This is a genomic window from Serratia sp. JSRIV001 (assembly GCF_019968745.1).
Classification (GTDB): domain Bacteria; phylum Pseudomonadota; class Gammaproteobacteria; order Enterobacterales; family Enterobacteriaceae; genus Chania; species Chania fonticola_B.
Genome location: NZ_CP074147.1, coordinates 1,909,301 through 1,932,027, shown reverse-complemented (window position 1 = coordinate 1,932,027; position 22,727 = coordinate 1,909,301). Strand labels below are relative to the sequence as shown.

At 55.2% G+C, this 22,727-nt stretch carries 20 protein-coding genes; 8 read left to right on the top strand and 12 right to left on the bottom strand.

All coding sequences use genetic code 11. The features are described 5' to 3' along the window. Positions 1 to 6: 6 nt before the first annotated feature. Positions 7 to 672, bottom strand: coding sequence for a GTP cyclohydrolase I FolE (gene folE, locus KGP17_RS08820; RefSeq protein WP_223499180.1), 666 nt, complete (start codon positions 670 to 672; stop codon positions 7 to 9). 314 nt (positions 673 to 986) lie between these two features. Continuing rightward, positions 987 to 2,144, bottom strand: coding sequence for a YbfB/YjiJ family MFS transporter (locus tag KGP17_RS08815; RefSeq protein ID WP_223499179.1), 1,158 nt, complete (start codon positions 2,142 to 2,144; stop codon positions 987 to 989). 105 nt (positions 2,145 to 2,249) lie between these two features. On the opposite strand from KGP17_RS08815, the gene KGP17_RS08810 reads away from it, so the two are divergent. The 3 genes from KGP17_RS08810 to fghA are packed head-to-tail and all read left to right on the top strand — an operon-like array spanning position 2,250 to position 5,174. After that, a complete protein-coding gene (locus KGP17_RS08810) occupies positions 2,250 to 3,152 on the top strand; it encodes a LysR family transcriptional regulator (protein WP_223499178.1) in 903 nt (300 codons plus the stop codon). A 39-nt stretch (positions 3,153 to 3,191) separates the two neighbouring features. Further along, positions 3,192 to 4,316 (top strand): S-(hydroxymethyl)glutathione dehydrogenase/class III alcohol dehydrogenase, encoded by a 1,125-nt coding sequence (locus KGP17_RS08805; RefSeq protein ID WP_021805067.1) that lies wholly within the window; start codon positions 3,192 to 3,194, stop codon positions 4,314 to 4,316. Positions 4,317 to 4,331: 15 nt separating this feature from the next. After that, complete coding sequence (gene fghA / locus KGP17_RS08800) at positions 4,332 to 5,174, top strand: S-formylglutathione hydrolase (protein ID WP_115159877.1); 843 nt, start codon at positions 4,332 to 4,334, stop codon at positions 5,172 to 5,174. A gap of 305 nt (positions 5,175 to 5,479) precedes the next feature. Here the strand turns inward: fghA and gsiD are convergent, their stop codons facing one another. From gsiD to KGP17_RS08770, 6 genes are all read right to left on the bottom strand, one after another. Continuing rightward, the gene (gsiD, locus tag KGP17_RS08795; RefSeq protein ID WP_024485755.1) at positions 5,480 to 6,385 is read right to left on the bottom strand and encodes a glutathione ABC transporter permease GsiD; all 906 of its coding nucleotides are present in this window, start codon (positions 6,383 to 6,385) and stop codon (positions 5,480 to 5,482) included. A 12-nt stretch (positions 6,386 to 6,397) separates the two neighbouring features. Further along, a complete protein-coding gene (gene gsiC / locus KGP17_RS08790) occupies positions 6,398 to 7,318 on the bottom strand; it encodes a glutathione ABC transporter permease GsiC (protein ID WP_094982927.1) in 921 nt (306 codons plus the stop codon). Between the two features lie 58 nt (positions 7,319 to 7,376). Then, positions 7,377 to 8,912, bottom strand: a complete 1,536-nt coding sequence (gene gsiB, locus KGP17_RS08785; RefSeq protein ID WP_223499177.1) for a glutathione ABC transporter substrate-binding protein GsiB — start codon at positions 8,910 to 8,912, stop codon at positions 7,377 to 7,379. A 25-nt stretch (positions 8,913 to 8,937) separates the two neighbouring features. Next, complete coding sequence (locus KGP17_RS08780; protein WP_021805072.1) at positions 8,938 to 10,815, bottom strand: dipeptide ABC transporter ATP-binding protein; 1,878 nt, start codon at positions 10,813 to 10,815, stop codon at positions 8,938 to 8,940. Positions 10,816 to 10,834: 19 nt separating this feature from the next. Further along, positions 10,835 to 11,794: an isoaspartyl peptidase/L-asparaginase family protein gene (locus KGP17_RS08775; protein WP_021805073.1), complete on the bottom strand. Its 960-nt coding sequence runs from the start codon at positions 11,792 to 11,794 to the stop codon at positions 10,835 to 10,837. 340 nt (positions 11,795 to 12,134) lie between these two features. Beyond that, a complete protein-coding gene (locus KGP17_RS08770; RefSeq protein ID WP_021805074.1) occupies positions 12,135 to 12,671 on the bottom strand; it encodes a DUF924 family protein in 537 nt (178 codons plus the stop codon). A 118-nt stretch (positions 12,672 to 12,789) separates the two neighbouring features. Here KGP17_RS08770 and moeA point away from each other — a divergent pair, with 118 nt between their 5' ends. The 3 genes from moeA (at position 12,790) to KGP17_RS08755 (ending at position 16,297) form a co-directional block, all read left to right on the top strand. Next, positions 12,790 to 14,028, top strand: coding sequence for a molybdopterin molybdotransferase MoeA (gene moeA, locus KGP17_RS08765; protein WP_115159242.1), 1,239 nt, complete (start codon positions 12,790 to 12,792; stop codon positions 14,026 to 14,028). 2 nt (positions 14,029 to 14,030) lie between these two features. Then, the gene (moeB, locus tag KGP17_RS08760) at positions 14,031 to 14,840 is read left to right on the top strand and encodes a molybdopterin-synthase adenylyltransferase MoeB (protein WP_223499176.1); all 810 of its coding nucleotides are present in this window, start codon (positions 14,031 to 14,033) and stop codon (positions 14,838 to 14,840) included. A gap of 302 nt (positions 14,841 to 15,142) precedes the next feature. Next, positions 15,143 to 16,297 carry an IS481 family transposase gene (locus KGP17_RS08755; protein ID WP_371822128.1) on the top strand — a complete coding sequence of 385 codons (1,155 nt, stop codon included), beginning with the start codon at positions 15,143 to 15,145 and terminating at the stop codon, positions 16,295 to 16,297. A 97-nt stretch (positions 16,298 to 16,394) separates the two neighbouring features. Here the strand turns inward: KGP17_RS08755 and KGP17_RS08750 are convergent, their stop codons facing one another. From KGP17_RS08750 to cynR, 3 genes are all read right to left on the bottom strand, one after another. After that, the gene (locus tag KGP17_RS08750) at positions 16,395 to 17,987 is read right to left on the bottom strand and encodes an ABC-F family ATPase (RefSeq protein ID WP_021180561.1); all 1,593 of its coding nucleotides are present in this window, start codon (positions 17,985 to 17,987) and stop codon (positions 16,395 to 16,397) included. A 378-nt stretch (positions 17,988 to 18,365) separates the two neighbouring features. Next, positions 18,366 to 19,025, bottom strand: coding sequence for a hypothetical protein (locus KGP17_RS08745; RefSeq protein ID WP_223499175.1), 660 nt, complete (start codon positions 19,023 to 19,025; stop codon positions 18,366 to 18,368). 448 nt (positions 19,026 to 19,473) lie between these two features. Further along, complete coding sequence (gene cynR / locus KGP17_RS08740; protein WP_223499174.1) at positions 19,474 to 20,361, bottom strand: transcriptional regulator CynR; 888 nt, start codon at positions 20,359 to 20,361, stop codon at positions 19,474 to 19,476. 118 nt (positions 20,362 to 20,479) lie between these two features. Between cynR and KGP17_RS08735 the strand changes: the two genes are divergently transcribed. Beyond that, a complete protein-coding gene (locus KGP17_RS08735) occupies positions 20,480 to 21,133 on the top strand; it encodes a carbonic anhydrase (RefSeq protein ID WP_021180560.1) in 654 nt (217 codons plus the stop codon). 25 nt (positions 21,134 to 21,158) lie between these two features. After that, entirely contained in the window at positions 21,159 to 21,629 is a 471-nt protein-coding gene (cynS, locus tag KGP17_RS08730) for a cyanase (protein WP_223499173.1), read from the top strand. A gap of 70 nt (positions 21,630 to 21,699) precedes the next feature. On the opposite strand, the gene KGP17_RS08725 is transcribed toward cynS, so the two are convergent. Beyond that, positions 21,700 to 22,719 (bottom strand): fimbrial protein, encoded by a 1,020-nt coding sequence (locus tag KGP17_RS08725; RefSeq protein WP_223499172.1) that lies wholly within the window; start codon positions 22,717 to 22,719, stop codon positions 21,700 to 21,702. Between the last annotated feature and the right edge of the window lie 8 nt (positions 22,720 to 22,727).

The following is a 22,727-nucleotide window of genomic DNA, read 5'->3' as shown; positions in this document are numbered from 1 at the left end:
CAGCCATCAACCGTGATGGTGACGCACCGCACGCAGGAACTCCTGGCGCGTATTCTGGCTGGACTTGAACAACCCACCCAGCGACGTGGTGGTGGTAGCACTGGTAGCGTCACGAATACCGCGAGCCTTGACGCAGTAATGTACCGCATCGATCGATACCGCCACGTTGTTGGTGCCTAACAGCGTTTGCAACGCCACCAGGATCTGCTGAGTCAACCGCTCCTGTACCTGTGGGCGACGGGCAAAGAACTGCACGATGCGGTTGATTTTCGACAGGCCAATCACCGAGTCTTTGGGAATATACGCCACGGTGGCTTTACCATCGATGGTGACAAAGTGATGTTCGCAGGTGCTGGTCAAGGTAATATCACGCACCGTCACCATTTCGTCCACTTTCATCTTGTTTTCGATGACGGTGATCTTCGGGAAGTTGACGTAATCCAGGCCGGAGAAGATCTCATCGACATACATTTTCGCAATACGGTGTGGCGTTTCTGCCAGGCTGTCGTCGGACAGATCGAGGTTCAACAGCTGCATGATTTCCGTCATGTGCTCTTTGATACGGCGCTTGCGCGTCTCACGATCCAACACTTCCCCACATAGCGGGGTTTCCAGGCCGCGCGCTTCAAGCGCCGCGTGCACCAGTGCAGCTTCATTACTTAACGATGTCATGGCGATGTATCTCCAGCAGGCGGCCCCGGCAATATCCCCGTGGTCTTTCAAATTGCAGCGTTGTTATCGGCTGTTGGTTACTCGCCCCGAGTGATGAGGAGCAGTATACAGCGCCCCTACAAATCCAGGGAAAGAGCTAACTGCAGCTTGAAAGACGACGGATAGATAACGTGAACCCGATCAATATTTTCCCCCACTCTAGATGAGAGTGAGACGTTTATCCAGTGATTGTGTTTCATCCTGGTATGAAAAATCCGCATCCAGCCCGTAGCAGGCTGGCTGCGGGTATCCCACATTTTTTGTATGTATTTTACTCAAGATAACCTTGGCTTGCTGGCCATGGCCCGCGCCGGGGTATTGATCACCAGCACACCGGCGATCAGCAGCCCCAGCACCGCTACATACAGCGCGGGTTCCAGGCGATGCGTCAGCGCCGTTGAAACCGCCGAGAGCATCGGGCCCACCAACTGACCGATGGCATAACCCGTGGTCAACAGCCCGGCCATATAGCGTGCGTGATTGGGAGCCAACTCCCTACCGTGCTGGATAGATAGCTGGACCACACTGAGGAATCCACCGCCGGTTAGCATGGCCCCTAATGCCAGGCCGGTAACACCCGGCACCACTTCGGCACAAAGCACGCCCAGTGCCTGTACCCACAGCGTGATTGCCAGGCGGGTCTGCGTGGTGAGCCGATGACGGGTTGCAATCCCGATGATAATCCCCAGCACCGCCGCACCGCCAAAAATCGGCCAGACAAACTGGGCGAACAGGCTGTCAGGGAAACGGGCCGCCGCCATCTGTGACAGGAAGGTCGCAGGCAGGATATAGCCAAAACCCGCCAGGCTGTAGCTCCACACCAAACGCCTCAATGCCGGGGTGAGCACCAACGGCTCAGGCTTCACATCGGGGCGATGCAACTCCCCTGCCCTTGGCAAGTTAATGCTTATCGCGGCAATTAACACCAACGCCAATGCGCCATACACCAACCAGGCCTGCGAAGCGCTCAAGCCCCAGCTGTTGATCGCCACCGCCAGCATGCCGCTGATGAATATCCCGGCCCCAGGCCCGGCAAAGACCGCAGCACTTAACGCGGGACGGCCATAATGCGCCAACCGCTCGTTAGTCCAAGCCGCCACCAACACCATCGACCAACCGCTGGCCCAACCAATCGCAAAGCGCACTGCACCATGCAGCCACTCGCCCGACACCAAGGCAGACAGCAGCGTCAGCGCCACTGCTCCCCACACGCCAAGCCACAGACGGCGCTCCACATGGCGGCTGGCACGCATCGCATCATAGGCACCGCACAGGTAGCCCAGGTAGTTCAACGCCGCCACCAGCCCGGCCCCGGTCAGGGTGAACTGGTGCTCAGCAATCATCAACGGCACCTGCGGGGTAAAGGCAAACCGGCCAATCCCCATCGCCACGATCAAAGCAATAAAACCACTCAAGGCTATTTTTAGCGCCATCGCTGTATCCAACCTGTTAAAAGAAAGTTGCGGCTAGCATGCCGCAGTATTACACTCACAAAAACTGAATAATACTCATCAAGTTCATCACGAAAAGAGAAGGTTATGGATCTCACCCAACTGCGCATGTTCTGCTGCGTGGCCGAAACTGGCTCCGTCGCCCGTGCCGCCGAGCAATTGCACCGCGTGCCGTCAAACCTGACCACGCGCCTGCGTCAGCTCGAGCAGGAACTGGGCACCGATCTGTTTATCCGTGAAAAGCAGCGCCTGCGCCTCTCGCCGATGGGCCATAATTTTCTCTGCTACGCCCATCGCATTCTGGCGCTCAGTGAAGAAGCCATGAGCATCACCCATGCCGGGGAACCGGCCGGTAACTTTGCGCTTGGCTCGATGGAAAGCACCGCCGCCACCCGGCTACCTACTTTGCTGGCAGCTTATCATCAGCGATTCCCGCAGGTTTCCCTTTCGCTGGCTACCGGCACCTCAGGAGAAATCATCGAGCGTGTACGCGCAGGAACCCTGGCCGCCGCCTTGGTAGATGGCCCGTTGCAACATGATGAACTGAACGGCTGCGTTGCTTTCCCCGAACGCATGGTGGTGATCACCTGCCTGGACCATCCGCCCATTCACAGCGCCCAGGATGTCAAAGGGGAAACCCTGTTTGCCTTCCGCGCCAGCTGCTCTTATCGCTTGCGCCTGGAGTCCTGGTTCAAGCGTGACGGTTCATTGCCAGGCACCATCATGGAGATCCAGTCTTATCACTCCATGCTGGCCTGCGTGGCCAGCGGTGCCGGGCTGGCGATGATCCCGTATTCGGTGCTCAACCTGCTGCCCGGCTACAAGCGGGTCAAAGTTCATGCACTCCCTGCCGACATTGCCGAAACCGCCACCTGGCTGTTATGGCGGCGTGATGCGTTTGGGCCAAACGTCCGCGCGTTAAAACAACTGATTATAGAACAGGCTGAAAGTTCGGAGGTGGATGCCGACTCCATCCTCCTGACAGAGTAGCCAAAATCTGCACCACTAGAATTTAATGAGGAGAGAATCATGGAATTTATCAAAACCCGTGCTGCCGTAGCTTGGGGACCGAACCAGCCGCTGAAGATTGAAGAAGTCGATCTGATGCCGCCACAGAAAGGTGAAGTACTGGTGCGCATCGTCGCCACCGGCGTTTGCCATACCGATGCCTATACCCTGTCAGGCAAGGATCCGGAAGGCGTGTTCCCGGCGATTTTGGGCCACGAGGGCGGTGGTATAGTCGAAGCGATCGGCGAAGGCGTGACCAGCGTTGCCGTCGGCGACCATGTGATCCCGCTGTATACCCCAGAATGCGGCGAGTGCAAATTCTGTAAATCCGGCAAAACCAACCTGTGTCAGGCCATCCGCGCCACCCAGGGCAAGGGTCTGATGCCAGACGGCACCACCCGCTTCTTTAAAGACGGCAAGCCGATTTTCCACTACATGGGCACCTCCACCTTTGCTGAACGCACCGTAGTACCCGAAATCTCACTGGCAAAAATCAGCAAAGAAGCACCGTTGGAAGAAGTCTGTCTGCTTGGCTGTGGCGTCACCACCGGCATGGGTGCGGTGATCAACACCGCCAAGGTCAAGGCTGGCGATACCGTGGCTATCTTCGGCCTGGGCGGCATCGGGCTGTCGGCGATTATCGGCGCTCAGATGGCCGGTGCCAGCCGCATCATCGGCATCGATCTCAACACCAGCAAGTTCGATCTGGCTCGCAAGCTGGGCGCGACCGATCTGATCAATCCAAAAGATTACGATAAACCTATCCAGGACGTGATCGTCGAACTGACCGACGGCGGCGTCGACTTCTCCTTTGAATGTATCGGCAACGTCAACGTGATGCGTTCGGCGCTGGAGTGCTGCCACAAGGGCTGGGGTGAGTCGGTCATTATCGGCGTTGCCGGCGCCGGTGAAGAGATCGCGACCCGTCCGTTCCAACTGGTGACTGGCCGCGTCTGGCGCGGTTCTGCCTTTGGTGGCGTAAAAGGCCGCAGCCAACTGCCGGGGATCGTGCAGCGTTATCTGGACGGCGAATTCGCACTGAACGACTTTATCACTCATACCATGGGGCTGGAGCAGATCAACGAAGCGTTCGATCTGATGCATGAAGGCAAATCGATCCGTTCCGTGATCCATTTCGATAAATAAGCCAGGAGGCAGAGGATGACGATGTCATTAGAACTTCTCGAAGAGCACCGCATGTTCGGTGGTTGGCAACAACGTTACCGTCACGCGGCGCAGAGCCTGAATTGCAACATGACGTTCAGTATCTATCTGCCACCACCGCGCGACGATAACCCGCCGCCGGTGCTGTATTGGCTGTCGGGTCTGACCTGCAATGATGAAAACTTCACGCTGAAGGCCGGTGCCCAGCGCGTTGCCGCAGAATTAGGGTTGGTGCTGGTGATGGCGGATACCAGCCCGCGCGGCGATGAGGTGCCGAATGACGAAGGTTACGATCTGGGCCAGGGGGCGGGGTTCTACCTCAATGCCACTCAGGCTCCTTGGGATCAACACTTTCGCATGTATGACTACATCAGCGATGAGCTGCCAGCGCTGATTAGGCAGCATTTCAGCGTCAGCGATCGGCAATCCATTGCGGGCCACTCGATGGGCGGCCATGGTGCGTTAATGATGGCAATGCGTAACCCGCAGCGTTTTCGTTCGGCATCGGCCTTTGCGCCGATCGTCAACCCTTGCCAGGTGCCTTGGGGTCGTAAAGCCTTTGCTGCCTATCTGGGGGATGACGAAACGCAGTGGCTGCAATATGACAGTTGCCATTTGCTGGCCAGCGGGGCGGAACCGCTGCCGATGTTGATCGATCAGGGTGATGGGGATCAATTTCTGGCAGATCAGCTGCAACCGGCCAAGCTGGCGGAGTTGGCACGCCAGCGTGACTGGCCGTTAACCCTGCGCATTCAGCCAGGTTACGACCACAGCTACTTCACCATCGCTACCTTTATCGAAGATCATCTGCGTTTTCACGCCGAGCATCTGTTTAAATAGTCGATATCCCCCTCACCCTAACCCTCTCCCTCAAGGGAGAGGGGACCGATCGAGCTCGCTGTTTTTTCTGTGTAATACTCTAACTTTCTTTTTACTTACCAAACACTTACCGAAGCAGCACGATCCCACCCAAGGCTCAGGGCAGCTACCTTTCCCCTCAAGGGGACCGATCGAGTGAGTTTGAAAATGCAGTGACGCACCTTGGATGAAGGAGTGATCGAATTTGCTGAGATAGCCTCTTTAACTTCCAAAAGAGCAGGGACTTTCAGCTCCCTCTCCCTGTGGGAGAGGGTTGGGGTGAGGGGTCATCCCTTCAGCTTCGGATCCAATGCATCACGTAGCCCATCGCCCAACAGGTTAAAGGCCAGCACGGTAAAAAAGATTGCCAGGCTGGGGAAGATCGCCACATGCGGAGCAATCACCATATCCGCCCGCGCTTCATTAAGCATCGCTCCCCATTCCGGCGTTGGCGGCTGCGCCCCCAATCCCAAGAACGACAGGCTGGCAGCGGTAATGATTGAAGTACCGATACGCATGGTGAAATAGACCACGATCGACGAGATGGTGCCCGGCAAGATATGCCGCAGAATGATGGTCCAGTCCGAAGCCCCAATGCTGCGCGCCGATTCAATGTAGGTCAGATGCTTCAGCACCAGAGTATTGCCACGCACCAGGCGCGCAAACGCCGGAATGCTGAAGATGGCCACGGCAACAATCACGTTCGCCATGCCACTGCCCATGATCGCCACCACGCCAATCGCCAGCAGAATACCGGGGAAGGCAAACAGCACGTCACTGATACGCATCACGATGCGATCCCACCAGCCTTCGTAATAGCCCGCCAAGAGCCCGAGCACCGTGCCAATCACGCTGCCAACCAGCACCGAGAACACCCCGGCGGCCAAAGAGATCCGCGCGCCCATCAGAATACGGCTGAAAATATCCCGGCCCAGCGAATCCACCCCGAGCCAGTGCACCAACGAAGGCCCTTCATTGAGCCGATCGTAATCAAAGAAGTTTTCCGCATCAAAAGGCACCAGATGCGGTGCCAGCAGCGCAGCGGCCACCAGCAGCAACACAAACACGCCAGCCACCATTGCGACCTGCTGGCGACGAAAGCGCCGCCAGAACTCATGCCAAGGCGTACGCACCGCGTTGGGATTAATCACCGGCATTGCCTTGAGCGCGGCATTACGTCGCCAATATTTCATCATACGGCCTGCCTATTGGTAACGAATCGAAGGGTTGATTGCCGCATACAGCATATCCACCAACAGATTAATCAGAATAAACTCCAGCGAGAACAGCAGCACTTCGGCCTGGATCACCGGGTAATCGCGCATTTCTACCGAATCCACCAGCAAGCGCCCCAACCCCGGCCAGTTAAACACCTTCTCGACCACGATCGAGCCGCCCAGCAGGAAACCAAACTGTAGGCCCATCATGGTGATCACCGGGATCATGGCGTTGCGTAGCCCGTGTTTGACGACCACCAGTGACTCCGGCACCCCCTTGGCACGGGCTGTGCGCATGTAATCTTCCTGCATCACCTCAACGAACGAGGCGCGGGTGAAGCGTGCCATCACCGCCGCTACCGCAGCGCCCAGCGTGATTGAAGGCAGGATGTAATGCTGCCAGGTATCCGCTCCAACCGTCGGCAACCAACCGAGATTGACCGAGAACACCTGCATCAGCAGCATCCCCAACGCAAAGGCCGGGAAAGAGATGCCCGAAACGGCCAGCGTCATCCCCAACCGGTCCGGCCAGCGGTTACGCCATACGGCGGAAATCATGCCGATCGCCATGCCAAAAATCACCGCCCACACCATGCTGGCGATGGTCAGCCAGAAGGTTGGCATAAAGCGCGAAGCGATCTCTTCACTGACCGGGCGTTTGGACACCATCGACGTGCCGAAATCGCCCTGCAAAATATTGACAAAGAAATGCACAAACTGCTGTGGCAACGGCTTGTCCAGCCCCAGATCCTGGCGCACCAACTGGACGACGGCTTCGTCGGCCTCCGGCCCCGCGGCCAACCGCGCCGGATCGCCCGGCAGCATATGGACAAACAAGAACACCAGCACGGCCACGATCAGCAGCGTCGGGATCAGGCCCAGCAGACGTTTTAGAAAATAATTAAGCATTGCGCATAAATCCCCCTCACACCGCCCTTCCCGTCAGGGAAAGGGCGGCGCTCAGCCCTTATTTCAAATCCGCGTTATCAAAGTTGAACGAGGTGTCCGGCATCACGTAGAAACCGCTCAGCTGTTTGTTGTTGGCAGACAGCAGGCGCTCGGTCACCAGGAAAATCCATGGCGCATCGGCCCAAATGCGATCTTGGGCATCTTTGTATAGCGCCTGCTTCTGGGCACGATCGGTGGTGGCCAACGCTTCGGCCAGATCCTTGTCCACCTGCGGGTTGCTGTAGAACGCAGTGTTGAACTGCTTAGGCGGTGCGGATTGGGTGGCGAACAGCGGCGTCAGCGCCCAGTCGGCTTCCCCAGTTGAGGCAGACCAGCCGGTATAGAACATGCGCACACCGGTATCCTTCACGCCGACGCTCTCTACCTGTGCCGCACGTTGGCCCGCATCCATCGCGGTGACGGTTACTTTAACCCCAACCTGCGCTAGCTGCTGCTGAGCAAACTGCAACACTTTCTGCGCGGTACTGTGGTTATGGGATGACCACAACGTGGTAGTAAACCCGTTCGGATAGCCTGCTTCTTTCAGCAGCTCACGCGCCTTGGCCGGATCGTATGGCCAAGCGTTGTAGAGGGTGGCAAAATCAATGGCCGGAGGCACCGGGCCTTGCGCCGGAACGGCAAACCCAGAAAACGCCACCTTAATCAGCGCGTCCTTGTTGATCGCATAGTTCAGCGCCTGGCGCACCTTCGGGTTATCGAACGGTTTCTGCGTCACGTTCATGCTGATGTAGCGTTGCAGGATCGACGGCGCGGCCACCAGATCCAGCTTGCTGTTTTTCTCCAGCACCTTGGCTTGCTCATAAGGGATGGGGAAGGCAAAGGTCGCTTCGCCGGTTTGCAGCATTGCCGCACGGGTGTTGTTATCCACTACCGGCCGCCAGGTGATGCTGTCCAGCTTCGGTAAGCCCGCTTTCCAGTAGCCGTCGAATTTCTTCACTTTCACATAGTCGGTCTGGTTCCAGGTTTCGAACTGGTAAGGGCCGGTGCCCACCGGGTGGAAACCAATCTCCTTGCCATACTGCTTGATGGCCGCCGGAGAAATCATCGCCGCCGCCGGGTGCGCCAGATTGTTGATAAACGCCGAGAATGGCGCTTTCAGCACGATCTTGACCGTGGTGGGATCGACCACTTCGGTCTTATCGATCATCTTGAACAGGTTATAGCGTTTCAGGCGATTATCCGGGTTACTGGCGCGATCCAGGTTAACCTTGACCGCTTCGGCATCGAATGCGCTGCCGTCGTGGAATTTCACCCCCGGCTGGAGCTTGATGGTGTAGGTCAGTCCGTCTTTGCTGACTTCGTAACTGTCCGCCAAGACGTTCACCAGCTTCATATCCTTATCAAAGCCAAACAGCCCCTGATAGAAGGATTTGGCGACCGCCTGCGACAAGGTGTCGTTGGCATCGTACGGGTCGAGCGTGGTGAAGTTGGACGCTACGGCAATCACCGCATCCTTGGCAGCCCAAGCCGGGCCAGCAGCGGCAGCCAGCAGTACGGCGGCCAAAACATTACGCTTGAATGTGTGCTTAGTCATATTGCTTAACTCTCCTGAGGCAAGGCTAAAAAGCACCGGCGATAGGGTGGCGGGCCACAAAGTGCCCTGGCCCTACCTGCACTAAAGGTGCGGTAACGGGTTCATCGTGCAGCCCACGGATCGGGCTGGGTATTTCATCCACCAGCAACGGCTGGCGTTTATGCGCATGGGTTGGATCGGCCACCGGCACGGCGGCCATCAGCTTACGGGTATAGGCGTGCTGCGGGTTTTCGAACACCGCACGGCGTGGGCCGATCTCCACGATCTGGCCCAGGTACATCACCGCTACGCGATGGCAGACGCGTTCCACTACTGCCATATCGTGGGAAATAAACAGAAATGCGATGCCCAATTCACGCTGTAAATCGAGCAGCAGATTGACAATTTGCGCCTGAATCGACACGTCCAGCGCGGAGACCGCCTCATCGGCAATTACCACTTTCGGATTGAGTGCCAGCGCGCGGGCAATGCAGATACGCTGGCGTTGGCCACCGGAGAACTCATGCGGATAACGCCGCGCATGTTCCGGCTTCAGCCCTACCCGCTCCAATAGCCAGGCGACCCTTTTTTCTGCCTCCGCCCCACGAGCGACATTGTGCACCAGCAACGGCTCCATGATGGAGAAACCAACGGTGAGCCGTGGATCCAGGGAAGCGTAAGGGTCTTGAAAGATAAACTGAATATCACGGCGTAAATGCTGTAAGGCGGAACCTTTCAAGCGGTTGATCTGTTGACCGTTGAAGGTAATGGTGCCGCGTTGGCTGTCTACCAGCTTTAACAGTGAGCGGCCAGTGGTGGATTTACCACAGCCGGATTCGCCGACCAACCCCAGCGTTTCACCGGGATAGAGATCGAAGCTGATATTTTCCACCGCATGCACACGGCGCGTGACGCGGTTGAGAATACCGCTGCGCAGATCGAAGCGCGTAACCAGATTTTCTACCTGCAGGATCGGCGCAGCTCCTGCGGGTATGGTGTCTTGCGGCTGGTCGTTATCGTCAACGCCAGCCAACGGAAATTTTGCCGGGAAGTCTTTATCTGCCATCGCACCCAGCTGTGGCACGGCAGCCAACAAAGCTTGAGTGTAAGGCTGCTGAGGAGCGGCGAACAACGCCCGCACAGCCCCCTGTTCCACTTTTTCGCCTTGATGCATCACCAGAACCCGATCGGCAATCTCCGCCACCACGCCCATATCGTGGGTAATGAAGATCACCCCCATCTGCATTTCCTGCTGCAACACGCGGATCAGTTGCAGGATTTGCGCCTGAATGGTGACGTCCAGCGCGGTGGTAGGTTCATCGGCAATCAGCAGCGCCGGTTTACACGACAGCGCCATGGCAATCATCACCCGCTGGCGCATCCCGCCAGACAGTTGATGCGGATAGCGGCCAAGGACGTTTTTGGCCTCGGGAATGCGCACCAGATCGAGCATACGCAGCGCTTCACGTTTGGCGCTGCGGTGATCCATCCCCTGATGCAGACGCAAAGATTCGGCGATCTGCTCCCCCACCGGAAACACCGGGTTGAGCGAGGTCATCGGCTCTTGAAAAATCATCGCCATATCGGCGCCGCGCAAGGTTCGCAGGGTGCTCTGTTTCGCCTTGGCCAGATCGAGCACCTGGCCGTTACGCCGGCGAAATTGCATTGTGCCGCTGGTCAACTCACCGCCACCCTGCTCTACCAGACGCATCAACGCCAGTGAGGTGACCGACTTGCCGGAGCCGGACTCTCCAACGATCGCCAGCGTTTCGCCACGGTCGACGTCGAAGTCCAGATGACGCACCGCCTCAATGAAGTCGCCTTCTTGACGAAATTGCACGCACAGATCGCTCACTGCCAGTACACGCTCGGGCGGTAAAATCAGCCCACGTTCTGCCTGTGGCTGGATGGCCGTATCGGTCATTTGCCCTCCCGGCAAGCGTTCAGCGGTAGATGCCTACGGAAGGGGCATCGCCGACGTAGCCGAAACCGCGATACATTCCTTCACTGTTAAACGGCAGTGCGACGTTGCCAAAACGATCGATGGCGATCAGCCCACCGCTGCCACCCAGCGCCAACAGCTTTTCCATCACCACTTTATCGCAGGCCTGTTGCAGGGTTAGACCGGCATATTCAATCAATGCAGAAACGTCGTAGGCCGCGACGGTGCGCATAAAGATTTCGCCAGTACCGGTGCTGGAGACCGCTACCGTGGCGTTGTTGGCATAGCAACCAGCGCCAATAATCGGCGTATCGCCAATGCGCCCTGCCGCCTTATTGGTCATCCCGCCGGTTGATGTGGCCGCAGCCAGGTTGCCCAGAGCATCCAGCGCTACCGCCCCCACGGTGCCAAATTTGCGATCGGGATCCAGTGGGTCGCCGCTGAGCGCCGCCGCGCCGTCGTGATCGAGCAACACCCGGCCCTGCTCAGCCTGAGCACGGTGCAGTTGGTCAAAACGTTCCTGGGTAAAGAAGAAATTGGGCTCGACCATTTCCAGGCCATGATTGGCGGCAAATCTTTCCGCCCCTTCGCCGCCAAACAGCACATGAGTGCTGTTTTCCAGCACCGCACGCGCGGCCAGTACCGGGTTGCGTATCCGGCTGACCCCGGCGACCGCCCCTGCATCACAGGTACGGCCATCCATCACGCAGGCATCCAGCTCATGGGTACCCTGGTGGGTAAATACCGCGCCCTTGCCTGCGTTGAACAGCGGGCACTCCTCCAGCAGCCTGACTGCCTCCGTGACCGCGTCCAGTGCGCTGCCGCCTGCGGCCAAAATAGCCTGCCCGGCAGCCACAATGTCGGAAAGCGCCCGGATATAATCTTGTTCTTTCTCTGCACTCAATGCCGCACGGGTAATTGCGCCCGCACCACCATGAATGGCAATCACTGGTTTGCTCATTGACCTGACACCTGTTTCTATCCGCGGCAATTCAAGCAGGTACCGCATGAAAATGGAGAGAGAATTATTATTTCGTGTTTTTCGACTATATTTAGCCCGGCAATCGATGTAAAGCACAAACTGGTCGCCAAGCATTAAGCGTAGCCTGCTTAGACTGTTTTGTGCATAGAAAGAGCTAAACGTTATAAAAACAGTAGGTTATCTGGTTTTTTATTTATCGCTGACAGATTTAACCAGCCTATTGGCGGCAGCAGGAAATAGACCGGTCTGGCTCATGTTTAATAAGCGTTATCCCATGCCCCTTCCCGCTATTCCCCACTTACACGCCAATGAAAAATATTCAGAAACCCGAACCCGGTTGTTGCAGAAATTCCTGCTCCTCAAACGTAGATTCCCGGCCTAATATCTCGTTACGATGGGGATAACGTCCAAAACGATCGATTATGGCTTTATGACGTATTTCAAACTCCAACTGATCACCATTATTTAATTGGCGAAACAGCTCCAACGCCTGCTGGTGGATCAAGGCGGATTCGGAATGCATAAACGGCAAATAAAGGAAGCCGCGCTGCTCAACCGTCAGGTTTTCACATAGCCCAGTGGCGATCGCTTCCTGAGCCAGCACCAGCGCCATTCCGTCACAAGCAAAGGAGCGTGGTGTGTTGCGGAACAGATTACGGCTGAACTGATCGAGCACGATGATTTCCGCCAGTCTGCCTTTGATGGTTGCACGCCAATGTGCCAGTTCCCCCTGGGACGCCGCCTGCCACAGCTGGCCAAAGCGGGTGTGCAGCAAACGGTCGAACTCATCGTCCTTCTTAAACCACATGGCTGGGTCGATCTCTTCGAACCAAAAATCCAGTACGTGCTGATGCATGGCTGTCTCCTGTTATTGATTTCAATGCGTTAACCTGGTTTCTCCACCACGGCGTTATCTGCCATAATAGCCCCACTTTGCCGAAAAATTCGCGCACGCCGATTACGGAGTTTTGTTTATGGATCACTGTCATACTTCTGACCTCATTTCTCTTGAGCAGGCACTGGAGAAAATGCTCTCCCAGATCGCGCCACTGCAACAGAGCGAATCTATCGCCTTGACCAGCGCAGCCGGGCGCATTACTGCCACCCCGGTGGTCTCCCCTATCGATGTCCCGCCCTTCGCCAACTCGGCGATGGACGGCTACGCGGTACGTCTCAGTGACCTGAACGGCAACTCTCCGTTACCGGTAGCAGGTAAAGCCTTTGCCGGGGCTCCGTTTACGGATGCCTGGCCTGCCAACACCTGCGTACGCATCATGACCGGAGCGCCAATTCCCGCCGGTGCGGATGCGGTGATCATGCAAGAACAGGCTGAAGTCACCGAGGCTGGAGTGCGTTTCAACGCCCCGGTAACCGCCGGGCAAAATATCCGTTTGGCGGGTGAAGATATCCTGCGCGGGGCGAGCGTGCTGCCCGCCGGGATCACGCTGGGGGCAGCACAGCTGCCACTGCTGGCTTCTCTAGGCGTGGCCGATGTGCAGGTGATGCGTAAATTGAAGGTGGCGGTATTCTCTACCGGAGATGAATTGCAGCCTGTCGGCCAGCCGCTGCAAGCCGGGCAGATCTACGACACCAATCGCTTTGCCGTACGCCTGATGCTGGAACAGCTGGGCTGTACGGTGATCGACCTGGGGATTATTCGTGATAATCAGGAAGCATTACGCGCGGCCTTTATCCAGGCGGATAGCGAGGCCGACGTGGTGATCAGCAGCGGCGGCGTTTCCGTCGGTGAAGCCGATTACACCAAGCAAATGCTGGATGAACTGGGTAAAGTCAGCTTCTGGAAGCTGGCCATCAAACCGGGCAAGCCTTTTGCTTTTGGCAAACTCCAGAACGCCTGGTTCTGTGGCCTGCCTGGCAACCCGGTCTCTGCGGCTTTGACCTTCTATCAGCTGGTGCAACCGCTGCTGGCCAAACTGGCCGGTCACACCGAATGGCAACTGCCACCCCGCCTGAAAGCTCGCGCCCTGACGCCACTGAAAAAGTCGCCGGGCCGCCTCGATTTCCAGCGCGGCACCTTCACCAGCAATGCCCAAGGCGAGCTGGAAGTGAGCACCACCGGCCATCAGGGCTCCCACGTTTTCAGCTCATTCAGCCAGGGTAACTGCTTTATCGTGCTGGAACGCGAACGCGGCTCGGTGGCCGCTGGTGAGACAGTGGAGATCGAACCTTTCAATGCGTTGCTAAGGAACTGAACATGCTGCCGGAATTAACCGATGCACAAGCGCTGCGCTACAACCGCCAGATCGTACTGCGGGGTTTCGACTTCGAGGGTCAGGAAAAGCTGCAGGCGGCGCACGTGCTGATCGTTGGACTTGGCGGACTGGGCTGTGCGGCGGCGCCTTATTTGGCTGCCGCTGGCGTCGGCCATCTGACGCTGGTTGATTTCGACACGGTTTCCCTCTCCAATCTCCAGCGCCAGATCTTGCACCGGGATGATCGCATTGGTATGGCGAAGGTCGAATCTGCCCGCATTGAGCTGGGCTCCATCAATCCTCATATCCGTATTGACACCCTGGACACTCACCTGGATGACGAGCAAATGGCGGCGCAGATTGCCGCTTGCGACGTGGTGCTGGACTGTACCGATAACGTGGCGACCCGCGATCTGCTCAACCGCCTGTGCCATGCACAGCGTAAACCGCTGGTCTCAGGGGCAGCCATCCGCATGGAAGGCCAGCTCAGCGTCTTTACCTATCAGCCGGAACAACCTTGTTATCGCTGCCTGAGCAGGCTGTTTGGCGAAAATGCGCTGACCTGCGTTGAGGCGGGTGTGATGGCACCTTTAGTCGGCACTATCGGTACGCTGCAGGCGATGGAAGCCATCAAGCTGTTGGCAAACTATGGCCAGCCGTTGATGGGTAAGTTGTTGATGTTTGATGCGATGAGCATGCAGTTTCGCGAGATGAAGCTGCCTAAGGATCCACGTTGTGAGGTGTGTGGTAAAGATGCGGCCCCTCACCCTAACCCTCTCCCACAGGGTGAGGGGACAGATCGAGCTCGTTGATTCTTCTGCGTAATACCTTTCGTTCTCTTACTCATCACGTTCCGAAGCAGTCCAAGCTAATTAATCGCCCTGGACTGCTCCCTCTCCCTGTGGGAGGGTTGGGGGAACAGATCGAGTTCGTTGATTGCCCTGGGTAAAACCTTGCCTTTCTTGTTTTTACTCCCTACTTTCCGAAGCTGCACGGGCTAATTACCTACTCCGGGCAGCTCCCTCTCCCTGTGGGAGTGTACAGACCGGGGACATCATGAACACTTGTTCGGGGACATGGTAGACACTTACAACATAGGTATGAGTACTTCTGAGTGGAGTTGCTTATGCCGTGGGATGAGAGATCTGCCATGTCATTACGTACCGAGTTTGTGCTTTTCGCCTCGCAAGAAGGCGCTAATATCCGTGCGCTATGCCGCCAGTTCGGCATAGCGCCTGCTACCGCATACAAGTGGTTACATCGCTGGCAGTCTGATGGGAGGGCCGGTCTGAACGAACGTTCTCGAGTGCCACACCATTCCCCCAGCAGAACCTCTGACACCGTTGTCCAACATCTCCGCGCTGCGCACCTGACCCATCCGATGTGGGGCGCGCGCAAGCTCAAGCGGTGGCTCGAGATGCAGGGGCATACGTTACCGGCCGCCAGCACCGTGCATAACCTCATGCGCCGCCATGACCTGCTACCGGGCGGTCCGTCACCGACGCCCACCGTCGGACGCTTTGAACATGACGCACCGAACCGACTCTGGCAGATGGACTTTAAAGGCCACTTCCCCTTCGCCGAAGGGCGTTGTCATCCGCTGACCTTGCTGGATGACCATTCGCGCTTCTCGCTCTGTCTGGCGCACTGCCCGGACGAACGACGTGTCACCGTGCAGTCTCAGTTGATAGCGGTGTTCGAACGTTATGGCTTGCCGGAGAGAATGACCATGGATAATGGGGCCCCCTGGGGCGACACGACGGGCAGTTGGACCGCGCTGGAACTGTGGCTGATGCGTCAGGGTATCCGAGTGGGTCACTCTCGGCCTTATCATCCTCAGACTCAGGGTAAGCTGGAGCGCTTCCACCGCAGCCTGAAGGCAGAGCTCCTGCAGGGACGGTGGTTTACCCATGCCGCGCAGTTGCAGGAGGTGTTCGACGCCTGGCGAAATACCTACAACCTGGAGCGTCCACACGAAGCCCTGTCAATGGCGGTACCGGCGTCCCGTTATCAGCCTTCATCGCGACAGTACAATGGCAATCCGGCGGCAGCCGAGTATGACGAGGGGGTTTTGGTCAGGAAAGTGGATGTCAGTGGAAAACTGAGCCTGAAAGGGATGGGTCTGAAAGTGGGCAAGGCCTTTATCGGTGAATATGTCGGACTGAAGGAAAGTGAGAGAGAGGGCTACTACGAGGTATGGTGGTACAGCACGAAAGTGGGGACGATCGACCTGAGAAATAGGTCGATCATCATGGGTAAAGGATGTTAAAAAGTGTTCACCATGTCCTTGAACACCTGTCTACCATGTCCCCGGTCTGTACAGGGAGAGGGTTGGGGTGAGGGGCGTGCGGTAAAGCTCGAAGGGATCAGTTGATACCCTGGCTACGCAGATAGTCTTCGTAGTTGCCGGTAAAGTCGATCACCTTGTTCGGGGTCATTTCCAGAACGCGAGTGGCCAGCGAGCTAACAAACTCACGGTCATGGGAAACAAAGATCAAGGTACCTTCATACATTTCCAACGCCATGTTCAGTGACTCGATGGATTCCATATCCATGTGGTTGGTCGGTTCATCCATGATCAGGATGTTCGGGCGCTGCATCATGATCTTGCCGAACAGCATACGGCCCTTCTCACCACCGGACAGCACTTTTACGCGCTTCTTGATATCGTCCTGGCTGAACAACAGGCGGCCAAGAATGCTGCGTACCGCCTGCTCATCGTCCTTTTCCTGCTTCCACTGGCTCATCCAGTCGAACACGCTCAGGGTTTCATCGAACTCGTATTCGTGATCCTGTGCGTAGTAACCAATTTTGGCGTTTTCGGACCATTTCACCGTGCCGTGATCCGGCTGCAGGTCACCCACCAGCGTTTTCAGCAGGGTAGATTTACCGATACCGTTGGCACCCAGGATCGCCACCTTCTCGCCCACTTCAACCATCAGGTTGAGTTTGCTGAACAGCGGGCCGTTGTCGAAGCCTTTGGCCAGCGCTTCCACTTCCAGCGCGTTACGGAACAGCTTCTTGTCCTGTTCAAAACGGATGAACGGGTTCTGACGGCTAGAGGCTTTCACCTCTTCCAGTTGGATCTTGTCAATCTGGCGGGCACGAGAGGTAGCCTGCTTGGATTTGGAGGCGTTGGCACTAAAGCGGCTAACGAAGGACTGCAACTCGTTAATCTGCGCCTTCTTCTTGGCGTTGTCAGACATCAGGCGCTCACGAGCCTGGGTAGCCGCCGTCATGTATTCGTCGTAGTTACCTGGGTAGACACGCAGTTCGCCGTAGTCCAGATCCGCCATGTGAGTACAAACCATGTTCAGGAAGTGACGGTCGTGCGAAATGATGATCATGGTGCTGTTACGTTCGTTCAGCACCTGCTCCAGCCAGCGAATGGTATCGATGTCCAGGTTGTTCGTTGGTTCGTCGAGCAGCAGGATTTCCGGATCGGAGAACAGGGCCTGAGCCAACAGGACACGCAGTTTGAAGCCGGGAGCGATCTCGCTCATCGGGCCATAATGCTGTTCTACCGGAATACCTACGCCGAGCAGCAACTCACCGGCACGTGCTTCTGCGGTGTAGCCGTCCATCTCGCCATAGGCCACTTCCAGATCGGCCACTTTATAGCCGTCTTCTTCGCTCATCTCCGCCATGGCGTAGATGCGGTCGCGCTCTTCCTTCACCGCCCACAGTTCGGTGTGGCCCATGATCACGGTGTCCAGCACGCTGAACTGTTCAAAAGCGAACTGATCCTGGCGCAGTTTACCCAGGCGCTCATTCGGATCCAGGAACACGTTACCGCCGCTCGGCGCCAGATCGCCACCGAGGATTTTCATGAACGTCGATTTACCGCAGCCGTTGGCTCCGATCAGACCATAGCGGTTACCGCCGCCAAATTTGACAGAGATGTTTTCAAACAACGGCTTACTGCCGAACTGCATAGTGATGTTGTTAGTGCTTAACACAGCGCTCGCTCTTAATTTGATTGGGAATGTGATTTGGCGCGTATTATGCCATAACGGCGTTCAGAGATCGCGAGGATTTTTGGTTGATATTTAAGCACAGTTTTACATTAACCGGAATATGTACAATAACCATACAAGGAGCGATGTCATTATAGGGCTTATTTTTTGTTATTAGCCTATCCCTAGCAGGCAAGCTAATAATTCTTATCAATAGGTATAATGTAAGTTAATGCGATTGAAACAATTATTGTGCCACCGATGTAAAGCACCCTCTCCATTATTGTGTCAAAATGAAAAAAGAAATAAACACATAGCAGAAAACAGATGGAGCCTAGCAAGTGAATCAACGTGTTTGCTATAGTGAAGCACACTTTGTCTTTAAATTTTTTTCCCATTTAGCTCTTTCTCAACAAGTGATACTATTTTATTAAACGGTTCTTGCCCCTGTTTCTGTCTAACAGAGAGCGCATCAATAAACGGATCAACAAATGGTTGAATCAAGAAATAAAGAAAGTCTAAATCGCCTTTATGTCTGAGAGCATAGTACACAGGGAGATTTTTATCTTTCAACTCTTCTGACTTGTAAATGCTTCTTGTCGCCAGGCCACCAGTCAACAAAATAGTGCTAACTGTGCTAATTCTAAACGCTAACAGTCTAGAGTAGACGGCTGTTTTAAGAATTACATTTGCTAATTTACCACTAAGATATGCATTTGTTATCATCCTTCCTGCTATAGAGCCAACAGTTTTTGCATAAATTGAATCTTGTGTTTCTTTAGATGCGTTTTTATCAAATTCATCAAGTACGGTTTTAATGCTTTCTACTAAGTTTTCATTCTCAAGTATACCGCACTTAATAGCTTTCATCATTCGCATCGTGTCACCTTGATTGCGAGATCTATTCTCCGTATCAATGTATCCATAAGCAAGATAACCGTAATCAATAGGTATGCTTGCAACTCCATGTGCTAGTCCTACGAGCATCTCTGGCGTCAGTATCACCTGCACTATTCGCTTAGCTATTGCTTGATATTCCATATCATCTCCTTTTGAAGCGGCCATCATACAATATGATTAATATGTTATCAATTTGTGTCGTTTATCGCATAAACCTGTCTTTATGCCTAGGTATTCACTTTATTTGCTCAGAATAAATTTGTAGTTACCTTCCGAGCATGGACAAACAAGCGAAAATGTTTCGCGAGCAGACTAAGACCATAAAGCATAGCCCTGAAAACATGATATTTATCAGGTATTTTATCTATTATTTTTACATATGAAACAACATTGTGATGTTGTTAGTGCTTAACACAGCGCTCGCTCTTAATTTGATTGGGAATGTGATTTGGCGCGCATTATGCCATAACGCAACACAGAGATCGTGGGAAGTTTTGGTGAAGATTTGCTCGGCGCTCGGGGTGTGGAGATATTCGCCAGCTAAATATCTCCTGCAGAACGAATTAACGGATAACCAAACCAGTCATTTTTACCCCATTTCCTTGACCTGATCTTGCAACATCGCAATAAATGCTCGTGAAGCTGCACTGCGGTAGCCCTCTTTGCGTTGCAACACCACGGCATGGCGTTCGGGCATGGGAACCGACAGCTTGATAGGCAGCAGCAGCGGATTACTCCGCGCTATGGCCTGCGGCAGAATGGTCGCGAGCTGGCCGTGGCGCACAATCTCGACGATGGCGCTAATCGCATTCGCCTCCATGGCAACCTGAGGATAAATCGCGTGTTGCTGGCAATATTCGTCCACGTAATGACGCGTGGCGAAGTCACCGTTGAGTAGCACCAACGGCACCTGCTGCACCTCCGCAACGCTCAAGGCAGCGCGGCGCTTGGCAAGCTGATGCCCCTTCCCCACCATCAGTTGCAGCCGCTCCGTGAACAGCCTGGTCGCGGCTATATCCGCAGAGTGAACCGGCTCGAAGGCAATCCCCAGATCCAATTGGTCATCGCACAATAACGCCTCCATCTTATCCTGCGTCATCTCACGGATGTTGAGCGTAATACCTGGGTAGCGCCGGAAAAAGCCGTCGACCAACGGGCCAATCAGGTAGGAGGTAAAGGTCGGCGTCATCGCCAAACGCAGGTTACCGCGTTGCAACGTCGCGACATCCTGAATGGCCCGCTTGCCTGCATCCAGATCCTGTAACGCCAGCCTGGCATAGCGCATCCACGCCTGCCCCGCATCGGTGAGTTGTACCCTGCGCCCGGAACGGTCGAACAGCTCTACCTGCAGCGTCTCTTCCAACTGCTTGATCTGCTGTGACAAGGTGGGCTGAGAAACATGCAGCACCTCCGCAGCCCGGGTGAAGTTCCCCTGCTCCGCAACCGCCAGAAAGTAACGTATGTGCCGCAGTAACATAACGCCTCAACTATTAGTGATACCTATCGAGGTGATTATAAATGAGTCTTGGACCCTATAGCTAGAAAAGTCCATTCTTGCCTCCATTGAAAGCAAGCCACACATTGATGGAGTCACCATGCAAGAGGTTATTGACGGTTTTCTGAAGTTCCAGCGCGAGGCTTTTGTCGAGCGCACAGAGCTGTTCAAACGCCTGGCCACCAGCCAGAACCCACGCACCCTGTTTATCTCATGTTCCGACAGCCGATTGGTGCCGGAGCTGATCACCCAACGTGAACCGGGCGACCTGTTCGTCATCCGCAACGCAGGCAATATCGTGCCTTCTTTCGGGCCTGAGCCCGGTGGTGTTTCGGCCTCGGTGGAATATGCCGTTGCCGCGCTGGGCGTAGAGGATATCGTGATTTGCGGCCACTCCGATTGCGGCGCCATGACCGCCATCGCCACCTGCAAATGCCTGGATCACATGCCCACCGTAGCCAACTGGCTGCGTTATGCCGATGCCGCCAAGGCGGTCAATCAGGCCAATGAACACGCCAGCGAGCACGATCGTATTAATTCGATGGTGCGAGAAAACGTCATCGCCCAACTGACCAACCTGAAAACTCACCCTTCGGTCGCGCTGGCGCTCGATCGAGGCAATCTGCGACTGCATGGCTGGATCTACGATATCGCTACCGGCTGTATTGATGCATTAGATGGCAATACCCGCCGTTTCGTACCGCTGGCGAGCAACCCAAGCGTCACCGCCAGCCCAGCTATGCAACGTTTCTAATCGACCCAAACCTCTAGGAGTTAACATGACACAATCACTACATAGCGTTTCAGCACGCCAAAGCCTGACCGACGTCATCATGGACGCTAAAGTCCGTAAGGGCCTGACCTTCGAGGCGATTAACCAAGGCACCGGCTTGAGCCTGGCGTTTGTTACTGCCGCGCTGCTCGGCCAGCATCCGTTACCGGAACAGGCCGCCCGTGCAGTAGCGGCAAAGCTGGATTTGGATGAAGATGTGGTGCGCCTGCTGCAAACCATCCCGGTGCGCGGCAGTATCCCCGGCGGTGTGCCGACAGACCCGACCATCTATCGTTTCTACGAGATGGTGCAGATCTACGGTTCAACCCTACGGGCGCTGGTGCATGAACAATTTGGTGACGGAGTGATCAGCGCGATCAACTTCAAGCTGGATATCAAAAAGGTCCAGGACCCCGATGGCGGTGAACGCGCGGTGATCACGCTGGATGGCAAATACCTGCCAACCAAGCCATTCTAGGCCGTTAAGCCACAAAGTAAGCTAAATTCAGCGTCCGGAGAGAGGCGCTGAACTTCCTTTTGGCGCACACTTATTGTACCGACATGATCAAGGTGGCAGATGCCGTGAAACTGCCGGTAATGGACTTGGTCAAATCCCGGGCCACCGGAGCTACCTGTAACTCATCTTGCCCAAAGCCATCAAGCAGCGTAGTACTAAATTTTTGGTTCGGTTTGACCACTTGGCCGTTACGGCTGACCACTATCCCAACGTCATCGGGCAACGTGGTAGCGATCAGCTCTGACGAGAAAGCCGCTGGAGCCGCAATGAGATTAATATCAACATCTTGTGTCACAGCAGTGTTGCAACGGTATTGTAGCGGTATGGTTTTGACATAACGGCTGCCATCGCTGCTAAGCTTGGTATTATCGATATCACCAAAGTCCACCTCAATGGCAGCACCATAGTTAATGGTACATACGACGGGTACTTGAATCAGTTGCCCCGCAGTCGACATACTCATAATTGGAGTGTCATTAACCACAGTCGGTAAGTAATAATCACCTTTACTGACTAAACGGTAGCCTCGGAATAACTTGACCATGGGAGGAACTTGCACCACGCCCCCCAGTTGATCGCGGCGTAAACGCAACGTAATGGTGGATCCCCCGTCACGAGCAAATGTAATCCCTCTGGTATAACGGCGGTTCGGCATGCCATCTCCACCATTCTCTCCATACAGAATTCCTGCCGAGGGAACAACATGATAGCCCTCCCCCAAGAGGTTGATTTTAACATCAAAATCTTCGTTTACCTTATAAAAGCCATTACCAAACTCCGAGGGCGGTAAATCTATCCGAGTAAGGTAATAACTGTATACGGTTGGAGTCGTACCCGCAGCGTAGTTGGACCAGCAATTCACATAATAAAAACTAGGTACGCCACTGTAGTTGAACGCAGCCGTGGCTCCCGCCTTGCTACTAGAAAAACTCCCTTTGGTCAGCGTGACACGGAAATCATTATTCCCATAATATGGCCAACAGGTCTGTTCCACCTCTTTAGCATTCGCTACTATTGGAATAAAGCATAATAAGGCAAGGATCCATTTCACTGATATAG